13 protein-coding genes are annotated in these 13,743 nt (G+C 73.0%); 8 read left to right on the top strand and 5 right to left on the bottom strand.

All coding sequences use genetic code 11. The features are described 5' to 3' along the window. The first annotated feature begins 18 nt into the window (after window positions 1–18). A complete protein-coding gene (locus ACK8GG_RS02515) occupies window positions 19–261 on the top strand; it encodes a DUF2530 domain-containing protein (RefSeq protein WP_440348459.1) in 243 nt (80 codons plus the stop codon). Window positions 262–490: 229 nt separating this feature from the next. Here the strand turns inward: ACK8GG_RS02515 and ACK8GG_RS02510 are convergent, their stop codons facing one another. Next, window positions 491–1,327: a DUF3027 domain-containing protein gene (locus ACK8GG_RS02510; protein WP_440349204.1), complete on the bottom strand. Its 837-nt coding sequence runs from the start codon at window positions 1,325–1,327 to the stop codon at window positions 491–493. An 83-nt stretch (window positions 1,328–1,410) separates the two neighbouring features. Between ACK8GG_RS02510 and ACK8GG_RS02505 the strand changes: the two genes are divergently transcribed. Genes ACK8GG_RS02505 through ACK8GG_RS02495 form a run of 3 tightly spaced genes read left to right on the top strand, consistent with a single transcriptional unit; the run spans window position 1,411 to window position 4,643 of the window. After that, entirely contained in the window at window positions 1,411–3,102 is a 1,692-nt protein-coding gene (locus tag ACK8GG_RS02505) for an MFS transporter (protein ID WP_440355433.1), read from the top strand. Then, window positions 3,102–3,752, top strand: a complete 651-nt coding sequence (locus ACK8GG_RS02500) for a futalosine hydrolase (RefSeq protein WP_440355432.1) — start codon at window positions 3,102–3,104, stop codon at window positions 3,750–3,752. Before ACK8GG_RS02505 ends, ACK8GG_RS02500 begins: the two co-directional genes overlap by 1 nt. A gap of 60 nt (window positions 3,753–3,812) precedes the next feature. Beyond that, the gene (locus ACK8GG_RS02495) at window positions 3,813–4,643 is read left to right on the top strand and encodes a 1,4-dihydroxy-6-naphtoate synthase (protein WP_440354240.1); all 831 of its coding nucleotides are present in this window, start codon (window positions 3,813–3,815) and stop codon (window positions 4,641–4,643) included. Here ACK8GG_RS02495 and ACK8GG_RS02490 read toward each other — a convergent pair. Continuing rightward, window positions 4,604–4,987 (bottom strand): cold-shock protein, encoded by a 384-nt coding sequence (locus tag ACK8GG_RS02490; RefSeq protein ID WP_440354241.1) that lies wholly within the window; start codon window positions 4,985–4,987, stop codon window positions 4,604–4,606. The two genes, ACK8GG_RS02495 and ACK8GG_RS02490, sit on opposite strands and share 40 nt — an antisense overlap. A gap of 191 nt (window positions 4,988–5,178) precedes the next feature. On the opposite strand from ACK8GG_RS02490, the gene ACK8GG_RS02485 reads away from it, so the two are divergent. Then, window positions 5,179–7,665: a helicase-associated domain-containing protein gene (locus ACK8GG_RS02485; RefSeq protein ID WP_440355431.1), complete on the top strand. Its 2,487-nt coding sequence runs from the start codon at window positions 5,179–5,181 to the stop codon at window positions 7,663–7,665. Between the two features lie 16 nt (window positions 7,666–7,681). Here ACK8GG_RS02485 and ACK8GG_RS02480 read toward each other — a convergent pair whose 3' ends face one another. Then, entirely contained in the window at window positions 7,682–8,056 is a 375-nt protein-coding gene (locus ACK8GG_RS02480) for a hypothetical protein (protein WP_440355430.1), read from the bottom strand. Between the two features lie 286 nt (window positions 8,057–8,342). Here ACK8GG_RS02480 and ACK8GG_RS02475 point away from each other — a divergent pair, with 286 nt between their 5' ends. From ACK8GG_RS02475 to ACK8GG_RS02465, 3 genes are all read left to right on the top strand, one after another. Continuing rightward, window positions 8,343–10,022, top strand: a complete 1,680-nt coding sequence (locus ACK8GG_RS02475; protein WP_440348465.1) for a DNA repair helicase XPB — start codon at window positions 8,343–8,345, stop codon at window positions 10,020–10,022. Window positions 10,023–10,337: 315 nt separating this feature from the next. After that, window positions 10,338–10,865 carry a hypothetical protein gene (locus ACK8GG_RS02470; RefSeq protein ID WP_440354244.1) on the top strand — a complete coding sequence of 176 codons (528 nt, stop codon included), beginning with the start codon at window positions 10,338–10,340 and terminating at the stop codon, window positions 10,863–10,865. Beyond that, window positions 10,862–12,772 carry a M64 family metallopeptidase gene (locus ACK8GG_RS02465; RefSeq protein ID WP_440355429.1) on the top strand — a complete coding sequence of 637 codons (1,911 nt, stop codon included), beginning with the start codon at window positions 10,862–10,864 and terminating at the stop codon, window positions 12,770–12,772. The genes ACK8GG_RS02470 and ACK8GG_RS02465 overlap by 4 nt, the downstream gene beginning before the upstream one ends. Before the next feature lie 195 nt (window positions 12,773–12,967). On the opposite strand, the gene ACK8GG_RS02460 is transcribed toward ACK8GG_RS02465, so the two are convergent. Both ACK8GG_RS02460 and ACK8GG_RS02455 read right to left on the bottom strand, forming a co-directional pair. Continuing rightward, window positions 12,968–13,366: a hypothetical protein gene (locus ACK8GG_RS02460; protein WP_440354246.1), complete on the bottom strand. Its 399-nt coding sequence runs from the start codon at window positions 13,364–13,366 to the stop codon at window positions 12,968–12,970. Further along, window positions 13,335–13,619 (bottom strand): helix-turn-helix domain-containing protein, encoded by a 285-nt coding sequence (locus tag ACK8GG_RS02455; RefSeq protein ID WP_440355428.1) that lies wholly within the window; start codon window positions 13,617–13,619, stop codon window positions 13,335–13,337. Before ACK8GG_RS02455 ends, ACK8GG_RS02460 begins: the two co-directional genes overlap by 32 nt. Window positions 13,620–13,743 lie beyond the last annotated feature (124 nt).

Genomic DNA, 13,743 nt, shown 5'->3' with positions numbered 1-13,743 from the left:
GTCGAGTAACATCACGCTGTGCAGAAAGAGCAAGCGCCGCGGCCGGAGCCGCTCGACCCACCGATGGTGCCCTTCGCCGTCGCCGGGCTCGTGCTGTGGGCGATCGCCGGTCTCGTCCTGTTCGCCTCGCGCGACTGGCTGGTCGCGCAGGGTCACGAGAACTGGCTCTGGATCTGCCTTGCCGGCTTCCTGATCGGTTTCCCGGGCCTGGCGGTCATGCTGCGCCATGACGCAAACCGGCGCCGACGCCGCGCATCCTGACCACCACGATCTCGGTTCGGGAAGACCCACTCGCTCAAGTCTCCACGCCGGTCCGGCGACGGCAAGTAACAGGAATGTCAACGCTGTGTGAAATGGCCTAGCGGGTCGCCGTGATTCTCATTACGCCGCCGCTGATTGACCAACCAGTCCGCCCGACGCCGCCGATCTTCGAGCCGCCCGGCGGTGTGGGGCCGGTCAGAAGAGAGCCCCGTACGGCCCGCGCGGCCGGTCAGGAGTGGCCGTACGGCTCGGCGGGCTCGTCGGTGTGGACCGAACCGGCTGCCGGGTTGACCGGGACGGACTCGATCTCACTGTCGTCGTAGATCGTCGGCAGCTCGTCCGCGCCGGTGTCGGCCGACTCGACGAGCGCCTCGGAGTGCGCGCCGCAGCCGTGATCTGCGCTGACGGCCCGGCCATCGTCGGGGGCGTAGAAGTTCGCACAGACACCGAAGGCCCGCCGCATCGCCCCGGCCAGGGGCAGATAGAAGCCGCAGGTGCCGCAGCGGGCGGCGGCGGGAGCGGCTGCCGAGATCGCCGCGTGGGGGCCGTGGTCCCCGTCGTACCAGCGCTGGGCGGCTTCGGCGCGCCCCTCCCGGGAGAGGACCCGCGGCCGGCCCAGCCCGAGCTCCCAGGAGACCTCCTCGACCGCCGGGTCGTCGGAGAGGACGTACCCGGGGACGAGTCGCTCGTCCTCGGCGTGGGTGGGGAGCAGGTCGCCGGGGCCCAGGTCACCGGGCTTGAGCCGCTCGTGCCACGGCACCCAGCCGGGGGCGAGCAGGGCGTCGGGGCCGGGCAGCAGGACCGTCTCGCAGACGGTGACGGCGCGGCTGCGGGGCACCCGGGTGACGGTCACACCCCAGCGCCAGCCCCGGTAGCCGGCCATCCGGCACTCGAAGAGATGGGTGACGAGACGGTCGCCTTCGGCGACGGGCTGCAGGTATTCGCCGACGTCGCCGGGGTCGACGTCGCCGATGCCGGCGCGCGCCACCTCGACAGCGGCGGCACAGACCTGATCGAGACGGGCGGCGCGAACGGCAGTCCTGGTCACCGGTTCATTGTTCCCTATGCCGATCCGCAGCCGCCACGCACTCCCACACGTGTTGGCGTCGAAGGGCGCGACAGGTGGTGCGGATGGGTGAGGATAGCCCCATGGCGCCTTCCTCCGGGTCCCGACGATCATGGCTGGGACGCACCGTCGGCACCGGTCTGCGGGCCGGGCGGCTCTTCCTGCGCGGCACGCTCCGCAGTGGCCGGTGGGTCACCCGGGGCGCCGGGCAGGCCCGGACCCGGGGTGCCGGCGGCGACGCCGGGATGGTCCGCCTCTTCGATCTGCACGCGCTCTCCTGCGCCGGCGACACCCTGATCGCCATCGGCCTGGCGAGCACGATCTTCTTCAGCGTCCCGCTCGGCGAGGCCCGCAGCAAGGTCGCCCTCTACCTGCTGGTGACGATGGTGCCCTTCGCGCTGCTGGCGCCGGTGGTGGGGCCGCTGCTGGACCGGTTCCGCCACGGCCGCCGGTACGCGCTGGCCGTCACCATGCTCGGCCGGGCCTTCCTGGCCTGGGCGATCTCCGGCAACCTCGACAACCTCTGGCTCTATCCGGCGGCCTTCGGGGTGCTGGCGCTCTCCCGCGCGTACGGGGTGGCCCGCTCGGCGGCCGTGCCCCGGCTGCTCCCCGAAGGGCTGGGGCTCTCCCAGGTCAACGCCCGCGCCAGCCTCTACGGCACCGTCGCGGGAGCGCTCGTCGCGCCGATCGGCCTGGCCGCGTTCTGGTTCGGCCCCCAATGGCCGGTACGCGTCGCCGCGGTGGTCTTCGTGGTCGGCATGGTGATCGCCCTGCGGCTGCCGCCCCGTGCCGACTCGGACCCGCCGGAGTCGGTGCCCCATCCGCTGCGCAGCCTGCTGCGCCGCGGTGGCGAGCGCCCGCTGGGCCGCGGCCGGCCGCAGGGACGGCTGGTGATCGCCACCCTCGTCGGCGCGGCCGTGGCCCGTGGCAGCTACGGCTTCCTGCTGCTCTTTCTCGCCTTCGCCGTGAAGGCCGGTGACCTCGCCCCGGTGGTGGCGGGGCGGGACATCGGCGCGCAGGCCGCGCTCGGCGTGGTCGGCGCGGGCCTGGGCGCCGGGACCTTCCTCGCCACCGCCGTCGGCACCCGGCTGCGCATCCGCCGCCCCACCGCCCTGCAGGCCGGCGGCATGATCCTGGCGACGCTGCTCGGCGCGCTCGCCACCGTGCGCTTCTCGCTGCCGGCGGTCGCCGCGTTCTGTCTGGTCACCGCCCTGGTCAGCGGGCTGGCGAAGCTCGCCGTGGACGCCTCGATCGCCGAACGGCTGCCGGAACGCCTGCGGGCCAGTTCTTTCGCCCACTCCGAGACGGTGCTGATGCTCGCCTTCGTCGCCGGCGGGGCACTCGGACTGCTCCCGGTCAGCGGGCGCGTCGGGGTCGGGGTGGCGGCCGGCGTGGCCGCGCTGGCGGCGATCCGCTGCGTGATGGTCACCGTGACGCTGCGCGGGCAGACCCTGCGCGGCTCGGCGCTGACCGACGAGGAGTGGGCGGAGCAGGAACGCGAGGCCGCGGAGAGCGAGCGCGAGGCCGCCGCAGCCCGAGACACCAGCGCGACCCGGGACCACGACACCAGCCCGGACCGCGACCGCGACACCAGCGCGGACCAGGACCGGGACGTCGACGCCGCCCGCGCCGCGGCGCCGGTCTCCCCCGCCACAACCGGGCAATCCGCGCTCGACGACGACGAGCCGGCCTTCCACATCTACCGGCCCTCACCGGTGGGCGGTGCGCGACCCGGTGCCGTCCCGCCCGGGCAGGACAAGCCAGAATCCATCTGATGAGCCAACTGCTGGTGATCACCGCTGTGCCCGCCGAGGCGGCGGCTGTCCGGGCCGGGCTGACCGGCGACCAGGTGACCGTCGCCGCCGTCGGCGTCGGACCGGCCCTCGCCGCCGCCGCGACCGCCCGGCTGCTGACCCGGGCCGAGGCGGACGGCCGGCCGTACCGGGCGGTGGTGAGCGCCGGGGTCGCCGGTGGCTTCACCGGCCGGGCCGCGGTCGCCGAGACCGTCCTCGCGCTCCGCAGCGTCGTCGCCGACCTGGGCGCGGAGTCCCCGCAGGGTTTCCTGCCCGTCACCGAACTGGGCATGTCCGCCGAGGCGCTCGGCGGTGACATCGCGGTCGACGCCGACCCGGCTCTGCTCGCCGCGCTGCGGGCGGCCCTGCCCGGCGCCCGCCTCGGCGAGGTGCTCACCGTCAGCACCGTCACCGGCACCGCTGATTCCGCCCAACGGCTCGCCGAGCGGCACCCGGCCGCCCTCGCCGAGGCGATGGAGGGGTACGGCGTGGCCGTCGCCGCCCGGCTCGCCGGGGTCCCCTTCGCCGAACTGCGGACCGTCTCCAACCCGATCGGGCCGCGCGACCGCGGCGCGTGGCGGCTCACCGAGGCGCTCGCCGCCCTCACCACCGCCGCGTCGGCACTGCGCTGAGCCCGCCGCCGCGGCGGCACTGCGCTGAGGCGGTCCTCGCGGCGGGGTTACGGTATTGCCGTGGCGCTCTCCCTCGCGATCTCGCCCTGTCCCAACGACACCTTCGTCTTCGACGCGCTGGTGCACGGCCGGGTGCCCGGCGCACCACCGGTGGAGGTCACCTACGCCGATGTCGACGTGACCAACACCGCCGCCGAGCGGGGCGCCTTCGACCTGGTGAAGGTCAGCTACGCGGCGCTGCCCTGGCTGCTGGACAAGTACCACCTGCTGCCCTGCGGCGGGGCGCTCGGCCGGGGTTGCGGCCCGCTGCTGCTGGGCCGCGGCGACCGCGAGGACCTCAGCGGCGCGACCGTGGCCGTCCCCGGCGACCGGACCACCGCGTACCTGCTCTTCCGGCTCTGGTCGGCGAAACGGCCGCCGGCGCGCATCGAGGTGGTGCCGTTCCACGAGATCATGCCCGCGGTGGCAGCCGGCCGGTACGACGCCGGACTGGTCATCCACGAGGCGCGCTTCACCTACCAGCGGTACGGGCTGACCTCCCTGGTCGACCTCGGCGAGTGGTGGGAACGCGACACCGGGCTGCCAATCCCGCTCGGCGCGATCCTGGCCCGCCGCGGCACGGTCGACCCGGCCGCCGCGACCGAATGGGTCCGTGAGTCGGTCCGGCAGGCCTGGGCCGACCCGGCGGCGAGCCGCGAGTACGTCCTGGCGCACGCGCAGGAGATGGAGCTGGAGGTGGTCGACCGCCACATCGGCCTCTACGTCAACGACTTCACCGCCGCGCTCGGTGACGAGGGGTACGCGGCGGTGGAGGCGCTACTGGGCCGGGCTGCGGCGGCCGGGCTGACCCCTCAGCTCTCGAACTCCTCGGCGATCTTGCGGAACGCCTGAGCGATCATCTGCCCCTTCTTGCGGTCGGGGTAGCGGCCCTTCTCCAGCAGCGGTCGCACGTTCTCCAGCACCTTGATCAGGTCTTCGACCGTCGGCACGAGCTCCTCGGCGGGGCGGCGGCGGGCGGCGGCGACCGACGGGGGCGCCTCGAGCAGCTTCACCCCCAGCGCCTGCGCGCCACGACGGCTGTCCACCACGCCGAAGTCGACCCGCTGGCCGGCCTTCACCTCGGCCACCCCGGCCGGCAACGCGCCCTTGGGCAGGAAGACATCCCCGCCCTCGTCGCTGGTGACGAACCCGTATCCCTTGGCCGCGTCGTACCACTTCACTCGCCCGGTAGGCACGTGAGAACCTCTGCTTCGTTCGAAGACCGCGTTGTCGTCAGCCCTGTGGAGGCTGCTGGCATCCCCAGGCTAACCGGATCGAACCGGGCCCCGGCGCCGGGAATCGTACGAGATCATCCCAGTCCGCCGGACGGATCCGACCCGGACACCCGGGGCCGGAACGCGCCCGGGCCGGATAGCGTGGAAAGACGATGAGCACCTCACTCGCGGACCACCTCCGAACGCTGCCCGACGAGTCGCTGGCCGACCTGCTGCGGCTGCGGCCGGACCTGGTCGTACCGGTCCCCGCCGACTTCGCCGCGCTCGCGCTGCGCGCCCAGTCCCGCGCCTCGGTGGCGCGCGCCCTGGACCGGCTCGACCAGTTCCACCTGCTGGTGCTCGACGCGGTCCGGCTCACCCGGGACCCGCGCACCCACACCACCTCGGTCCGGGCGGTGCTGGAGATCGCCACCGGCAAGCCGTACCGGATCGAATCGGCGACGGTGCGGGCGGCGCTGGAGCGGCTGCGGGCCCTGCTGCTGGTGCCCGGCCCCGACGGCGAGCTGCGGGTGGCTCCCGGCGCCGACGAGGTCTGCGGCCCGTACCCGGCGGGGCTGGGGCGGCCCGCCGCCGACCTGGACGCCACCGCCGGTGCGCTCTGCGCCGACGCGCCCCGGCTGCGCCGTACCCTGCTCGCCGCGGCACCCTCGGCGCGGGCGATCCTGGACCGGCTCGCCGCCGGGCCGCCGGTCGGCACCCTGCCCACCGCCGCCCTGCGCGCGGTCCCCGCCGGCTCCGAGGCGGACCTGCCCGCCGACCTGACCAACGGCGGCAGCCCCACCGGTTCCCCGGTGCGCTGGCTCGTCGACCACGGCCTGCTCGTCGCGATCGGCGCCGGCGAGAACGGCGGCACGCTGGTGGAACTTCCCCGCGAGCTGGGGCTGCTGCTGCGCCGCGACACCGGGCCCCTCGGGCCGCTCGAGCCGGCCCCGCCGCCGGTGCTCTCGCCCGCCCGGGAACCGAAGGTGGTCGACTCCGCCGGCGCCGGCCAGGTGATGGAGGCGGTACGGCACGCCGAGGCGGTGCTGGAGAACCTCGCCACCGACCCGCCCGCGGTGCTGCGCTCCGGCGGGATCGGCATCCGCGACCTGCGGCGGCTGGCCCGCGACACCGGCCTGGACGAGGGCGCCGCCGCGCTGCTGCTGGAGATCTGCCAGGCGGCCGGGCTCGTCGCCGAGGTCGAACTGCACCAGGCGATGGTCACCCGCGGCGGCCCGGAACTGCAGGTGATGCCGACCGCGGGTTACGAGCTGTGGCGGGGCCTGTCGATGGCCCGCCGCTGGGACCAGCTCATCCGGGCGTGGCTCGTCATGCCCCGCCAGGCGGGACTGGTCGGCCGCCGGGATGAGCGGGACCGGCTGATCACTCCGCTGTCGCCGGAGGTGGAGCGCGCCGGGGCGCCGTCGGCCCGCCGTACCGTGTTGACGGTGCTGGCCGAGTTGGAGCCTGGCGGCGCTGCGAGCGCGGAGGAGGTGCTGCGCCGGGTGGAGTGGGCGGCCCCGCGCCGCAGCCGGCACCGTGCGGCGATGCACCGGGAGGTGCTGGCCGAGGCGGCGACGCTGGGACTGACCGGCCTGGGGGCGCTGACCTCGTACGGGCGGCTGCTGCTGGCCGAGGAGGTCGCTGCCGCCGACACCGAGCCGCGGGAGGACCCGCTCGGCCGCGGCTTCTTCGACGAGGGCGAGGCCGGGTCGCTACAGGCGCTGGACGCGCTCCTGCCCGCGCCGGTCGACCACTTCCTGATCCAGGCCGACCTGAGCGTGGTGGTGCCCGGGCCGCCGGAGCCGGACCTCGCCGCCGAGTTGGAGACCATCGCCGAACGGGAGTCCGCCGGCGGGGCGAGCGTGCACCGGGTGACGACGGCGAGTGTGCGGCGGGCGCTGGACACCGGGTACACCGCCCAGGACCTGCACGAGCTCTTCGCCCGCCGGTCCCGCACCCCGATCCCGCAGGGGCTGACGTACCTCATCGACGACATGGCCCGCCGCCACGGTGGGCTGCGGGTCGGTTCGGCCGGGGCGTACGTGCGCAGCGACGACGAGGCGCTGCTGACCGAGGTCCTCGCCGACCGGCGACTGGAGTCGCTGGCGCTGCGCCGGCTGGCGCCGACGGTGCTGGTGACTCCCCTGCAGCTGCACCGGATGCTGACCGGGCTGCGCGAGGCCGGGTATGCGCCCGTGCAGGAGGACGCCGGCGGGGCAGCGGTGCTGGTCCGGCCGAAGGCCCGCCGGGCACCGGCGCGCGGCCCGGTGGCTGGCCGGGTCGTCGACCCGCTGGCCGCACCGCGGCTGAGCAGACCGCGGCTGCTCGGCGCGGTGGAGCAGATCCGCCGCGGCGACGCGGTCACCCAGGCCGCCCGCCGGGCGAAGGAAAAGATCACCCCGAAGCGCACCGGGGACACGGATCTGCCCGCCGGTGCCCCGACGAACCATTCCGAGGCGCTCGCCGTGCTCCAGCAGGCGATCCGCGACAAGGCCCTGGTCTGGGTCGGGTACGTCGACGCGCACGGCGCGACCGCGTCCCGGCTGGTCCGGCCGGTCTCGATCGGGGCGGGCTACCTGCGCGCCGAGGACGAGCGCACCGAGATGCTGCACACCTTCGCCCTGAGCCGGATCACCACCGCCGTCCCGGACCGGTGACCGGGGTGTAGCGCGGTCACCGGCGCTGGGCGCGGCGGACGGTGCCGATCACGGAGACACCGAGGAGCACGGCGAAGGTGATGCCGAGCACCTCGCCGGCCGACACGACGAGCCCTTTCTGCTGCACCAGCCAGAGATGCAGGAACCGGCCAGCGAGCCCGAGACCACCGATGCCGTACGCCAGCACGGTCAGCCCGGAGACCTCCGGCTCCGCCCCCGCGGCATGAGGTGAGCCGACGTGGGACGAGCCGGCGTGGGGCGAGCTGGTTCGGGGTGAGCTGGTTCGGGTTGGGCCGGGGTGGTGCGGGGTGGCTGTGGGCGTGACGGCCTCGACCGGCGCCGGTCGCCGGGGCTCCGGCAGCTCGGTGATCGTCGTGTCCCGTTCGGCCAAGATCGCCCCCCGTTCCGCGTCAGACCTACACGATGCCACAGAACGGCCAGGTCAGCCCCGCGGCGCATCCGCGAACGTCACTGCGCCGGGATTGCCGGTAGCCGCACCGGGCCAGTGGCGGGCGCCGGGCGTGCAACACTGGTTGGTCGTCCGTGCGCAGTGTTGTCGTGGTGTGCAGTGTTGTCGTGGTGCGCAGTGTTGTCGCGGTGTGCAGTGTTGTCGCGGTGTGCAGTGTTGTCGTGGTGTGCAGTGTTGTCGTGGTGTGCAGTTGGAGAGGGAGGCCGGCGTGAACGATGGGCCGTTGATCGTGCAGTCGGACAAGACCCTGCTGCTGGAGGTGGATCACCCGCAGGCGCAGGCGTGCCGGATGGCGATCGCCCCGTTCGCGGAGCTGGAGCGCTCGCCGGAGCACGTGCACACGTACCGGTTGACGCCGTTGGGGTTGTGGAACGCCCGGGCGGCCGGGCACGACGCCGAGGGCGTCGTCGACGCGCTGATCAAGTTCTCCCGCTATCCGGTGCCGCACGCGCTGCTGGTGGACATCGCCGAGACGATGGACCGGTACGGCCGGCTGCAGCTGGCCAACGATCCGGTGCACGGGCTGGTCCTGCGCGGCCTGGACCGGATGGTGCTGATCGAGGTCGCCAAGAGCAAGAAGCTCGCCGGAATGCTCGGCGGCAAGATCGACGACGACACGATCGCGGTGCACGCCTCGGAGCGGGGCCGGCTCAAGCAGGCACTGCTGAAGCTGGGCTGGCCGGCGGAGGACCTGGCCGGGTACGTCGACGGTGAGGCACACCCGATCGAGCTGGCCGAGGCGGGCAAGAACGGCGGCAAGCCGTGGACGCTGCGGTCGTACCAGCGGGAGGCCGCTGATTCGTTCTGGGCGGGCGGCTCGGGCGTGGTGGTGCTGCCGTGCGGGGCGGGCAAGACGATGGTCGGCGCGGCGGCGATGGCGCAGGCGAAGGCGACGACGCTGATCCTGGTCACGAACACCGTCGCCGGCCGGCAGTGGAAGCGTGAACTGGTGGCGCGCACCTCGCTGACCGAGGACGAGATCGGCGAGTACTCCGGTGAGCGCAAGGAGATCCGCCCGGTCACCATCGCCACGTACCAGGTGCTGACCGCGCGGCGCGGCGGCGCGTTCACCCACCTGGACCTTTTCGGCGCGCGGGACTGGGGCCTGGTCATCTACGACGAGGTACACCTGCTGCCCGCGCCGATCTTCCGCTTCACCGCGGACCTGCAGGCCCGCCGCCGCCTCGGCCTGACCGCCACCCTGGTACGCGAGGACGGCCGCGAGGGCGACGTCTTCTCGCTGATCGGCCCGAAGCGGTACGACGCGCCGTGGAAGGACATCGAGGCGCAGGGCTGGATCGCCCCGGCCGAGTGTGTCGAGGTGCGCGTGACCCTCACCGACGCGGAGCGGATGGCGTACGCGACGGCCGAGCCTGAGGAGCGTTACCGGCTCTCGGCGACCGCGCGCACGAAGCTGCCGGTGGTGAAGGCCCTGATCGACCGGCACCCCGACGATCAGGTGCTGGTGATCGGCGGTTTCCTCGACCAGCTGCACGAGCTGGGCGAGTACCTGGACGTGCCGATCGTGCAGGGTTCGACCACCAACAAGGCCCGCGAGCGGCTCTTCGACGCGTTCCGCTCCGGCGAGGTCCGCACCCTGGTCATCTCCAAGGTCGGCAACTTCTCCATCGACCTGCCGGAGGCGGCGGTGGCGATCCAGGTGTCGGGCACCTTCGGCTCCCGCCAGGAGGAGGCCCAGCGCCTCGGCCGGGTGCTGCGCCCGAAGGCCGACCAGCGCCAGGCCCACTTCTACACGGTGGTCTCCCGCGACACCATCGACACCGAGTACGCCGCCCACCGCCAGCGCTTCCTCGCCGAGCAGGGGTACGCGTACACCATCGTCGACGCCGACGACGTCCTCGGCCCGAAACTGCCCACGGTCGACTGAGCACCCGCTCACTCCACCGCCCGACGAGCCCGCCGTCCGGGCCCTGCCCGGCCGTGGTGTTGTTCGCTGATGGTGTGAGCGTCTTCGCAAGCCCTTGGCCTGTCCCCGGACAACCCTCCCGCCGCGGCGGCCAGCATGCCGGGCGCGTGACTGCTGGCGTCGGCGTCGGCCTTCGCACCGTCCGGACACCCGCACCAAACCGGTCTTGGTGAGCGGACTCTGCGTGACTGACTACGGAAAGTGTCGGGAAATCGATTGTCGCGTGAGAGTGCGGAGCGGACCGTTCGCACCACACCAACCCGCGAGGAGGCTCAAATGAGCAGCTCAGAGGCATCGTCCGGACCGCCGGCGGTGCGCATGATCTTCGAGTACGAAGGTGATGCCGTCCGACTCGTAAGTCAACAGAGCGTGAACGTCGCCGTGACCGGGTTCGACCTGGCCGGCGAGCACCGGCCCGGCCATTACGTGGAGGTGCGCGGCGCCGCCAACGAGACGTTGAGTCGCGTACGGCTGCCGGAGGCGATGACGGCCAGCGCGGAGGTCTTCCCGGAGGAGCCGGGGGCGCCGATCGTGCGGGTCACACTGCCGGAGGCGAAGGGCGCGTTCACCGTGGTCGTACCGGCGCCGCCGGAGGCCGACCACGTGAGCCTGATCCGGGTGCCGGGTGCCGCCCCGCGTGCCACCGAGGAGCCGCCGGCCGGCGCGGCCGCCGAGCGGCCATGGACCGGGGAAAGGCCGCAGGCCGGGGAGACCGGCGCGGAGTGGCGGGTCGGCGCGGGGCCGGCCGTCATCGAGATCGCCAGCTTCCCGCTGGACCGGGACGACGGGAGGTCCCGGTCATGACCACTGCGGACGGCACCGTGCTTGGCAACACTCAGGTCTTCGGCGCGGCTCCCCGGGATCGTGCCTTCAACATCGTGCTGCTCGCCGAGGGGTTCACCAACGCGCAGCAGCCGGCTTTCAACACCGCGGCCGACGACTTCGTGGCGGCGCTGCGGGCAACTCCGCCCTTCGACGAGCTGGCACCGGCGATCAACGTGATCCGGGTGAACGTGGCCTCCACCGACAGCGGCGCCGACGATCCGGCCTCGGCGGGCGGCACGGGCGCGAGCGTCCGTACGTATTTCGACGCAACCTTCGGCGGCAACGGCATCCGCCGGCTGCTGCTGGTCAACGCCACCACTGCACTGCAGGTCGCGGCGGCGCAGGTGCCGCAGTTCACGGTGGCGATCGTGGTGGTGAACTCCACGGTGTACGGCGGTGCCGGCGGCTCGGTCGGCACGTACTCGCTGGCCGGTGGCGCGACGGAGATCGCCATCCACGAGCTGGGCCACACCGCGTTCGGGCTGGCCGACGAGTACGCCTATTACGCGGGCGGCGACGAGACGGGCCACGACCATCACCCCGCTACCGAGCCGGGCGAGCCGAACGTCACCGTCAACACCAACCGTGCCTCCCTGAAGTGGGGCTGGGCGGTGGCGGCCGCGACGGCGCTGCCGACCATGAGCAACCCGGACTGCGCCACGGTCGACAACCGGCCCAGCCCGGTCCCGGCCGGCACGGTGGGGCTCTTCGAGGGGGCGCACTACTACCACTGCGGGGCGTACCGGCCGGAGCACTCCTGCAAGATGCAGGCGCTGGGCGTACCGTTCTGCCGGGTCTGCCGGCAGGTGATCTGGAACCGGATCGGTCCGCTCTCGACCCTGCCCGCGCGGGCCCGTACGCCGATCAGCGTGGTGGCCCGTTACCCGGAGCACCTGGACGTTTTCGCGGTGGCGAGCAACGGGCGGACCATGAGCGACTGGTGGTCTCCGGGCAGCGGCTGGGCCGGCTGGTTCCACGTCTCCGGTGGTTACGCCTCACCCGGTGGCGCCGGTTCGCCGGTCACATCGATTTCCCGGTACGCCGGGCATCTGGATCTGTTCACCGTCGGCACCGACAACCGGGTCTGGTCCTGCTGGTGGGATGCGGCGTCCGGCTGGTCGTCGTGGTTCCGCATCGGCGACCTGGTCTGCCGGCCCGGCTCGACGGTCAACGTGGTGTCCCGGTACGACGACCACCTGGACCTGTTCACCACGGACGCCCGCGGGCGGACCATGGCGACCTGGTGGAACGTCCGCACCGGCTGGGCCAACTGGTTCCACGTCTCCGGCGGCGTCGCCGCGAACGGGGCGACCGTGACGGCGATCGCCCGGTACCGCTCGCACCTGGACCTCTTCACCGTCGGCACCGACAACCGGGTCTGGTCCTGCTGGTGGGACGAACGCTCCGGCTGGTCGCCCTGGTTCGCGATCGGCCGCCGGACCACCTGCCGCCCCGACTCGACCGTAACGGTGGTGGCCCGCCACCCCGACCAGCTCGACCTCTTCACCACCGCCGCCGACGGCCGGATCATCTCCACCTGGTGGAACCTGCGCGGCGGCTGGGCGGACTGGTTCCAGGTTTCCGGCGGCGTCGCCTCGGCGGGTTCCCCGGTGACGGCGATCGCCCGCTTCTCCAACCACCTGGACCTGTTCACCATCGGCACCGACAACCGCATCTACAGCACCTGGTGGCACGACACCACCGGCTGGGCCGGCTGGTTCAACGTCTCCGGCGGCGTCGGCAAGCCCGGCGGCCAGGTCGCGGCCATCCAGCGGTACGCCGATCACATCGACCTCTTCACGGTCGGCTCCGACAGCCTCGTCTACAGCACCTGGTGGGACTCCTCCAGCGGTTGGGCCGGCTGGTTCCCACTCTCGATCACCTGACCCACGTGTCGGGCTGCGTCCCGCCCGGCAAGGCCGAGTCGACGCATGGCTCGGCCTTGCCGGTGGCGCCGCACAGCGTGGCGTCCCTGGAAGTGACTCTCAAAGAGTCTGGAACATCATGCGTGTGGTCGGCACACCATCAATGCTGTAGCCAACTCCATGACAGATGGTCCCCCGCCGCGCTATGGGCGGGGATCATCCAACTGCGGTGCGGGCGCGGGCCCGGGCGATGATCCTTGCGAGTTGTGGATCATCGCCTCCCAGCTCGAGGAGGGGACGCACCCGCACCCGCCGGCCGCTGTGTGACATTCGCAGGCCGACGGGGAGCACCGGTAACAGCCGGAAACGGATCTCTCCACTCGGCGTGCCCCAGCGCAGCTCGCCGGGGCGCCGGGGGTCGATGTCGTGGTTGCTGAAGTCGTGCCACCGCTCGGACCAGCGCAGCCAGTTCGGTGCCGCCAGAACCCACTCCGCGAGTCGGTCCAGGTCCGCCTCGGCAACAGCCAGCTCGAGACAGCGCGGCCGGACCGGAACCCCCTGCAGCGCCGCCGCCAACTGACCGTCAAGCAGATACGGCAGCCCTTTCCCGGTCATCTACGGCGCGCTCCATCGCACCGTCCAGGTCGGCGTCGATGGGCTCGGTCTCCAACCGCAACTGGCACCCGATCGCCTCGAAGAGCCGCTCCACCACCGCACAGGTGGCGGCCGTGCCGCCGGACTCGAATCGCGACACCGCCTGCTGTGCGACACCTGCCCGCTGCGCGACCGCCGCCTGGCTCAGGCTGAGCCGCTGCCGTTCCAGCCGCAGCAGCAACCCGAGCCGTCTGGCGAGCTTTCCCCCATCCACCCCACCGATGCTCGACCTGTCCGCCGCCCCTCACCACCCCCAGCCTCACCCTGTGGAAAACCCTGTGGACAGCAATGTGGAGAACACGGACCGAGGATGCCGCCACATCAGCGGTGTAGTGGAA

Source organism: Melissospora conviva (assembly GCF_049523535.1).
GTDB classification, from domain to species: domain Bacteria; phylum Actinomycetota; class Actinomycetes; order Mycobacteriales; family Micromonosporaceae; genus Melissospora; species Melissospora conviva.
This window is presented reverse-complemented; position numbering and strand designations above follow the sequence as displayed.

Excerpts from the sequence above, each read along its gene's own strand:
- ACK8GG_RS02505 (WP_440355433.1), top strand. The coding sequence starts at position 1,411 with ATGGCGCCTTCCTCCGGGTCCCGACGATCATGGCTGGGACGCACCGTC.
- ACK8GG_RS02500 (WP_440355432.1), top strand. The coding sequence starts at position 3,102 with ATGAGCCAACTGCTGGTGATCACCGCTGTGCCCGCCGAGGCGGCGGCT.
- ACK8GG_RS02470 (WP_440354244.1), top strand. The coding sequence starts at position 10,338 with ATGAGCAGCTCAGAGGCATCGTCCGGACCGCCGGCGGTGCGCATGATC.
- ACK8GG_RS02485 (WP_440355431.1), top strand. The coding sequence starts at position 5,179 with ATGAGCACCTCACTCGCGGACCACCTCCGAACGCTGCCCGACGAGTCG.
- ACK8GG_RS02460 (WP_440354246.1), bottom strand. The coding sequence starts at position 13,366 with ATGACCGGGAAAGGGCTGCCGTATCTGCTTGACGGTCAGTTGGCGGCG.
- ACK8GG_RS02465 (WP_440355429.1), top strand. The coding sequence starts at position 10,862 with ATGACCACTGCGGACGGCACCGTGCTTGGCAACACTCAGGTCTTCGGC.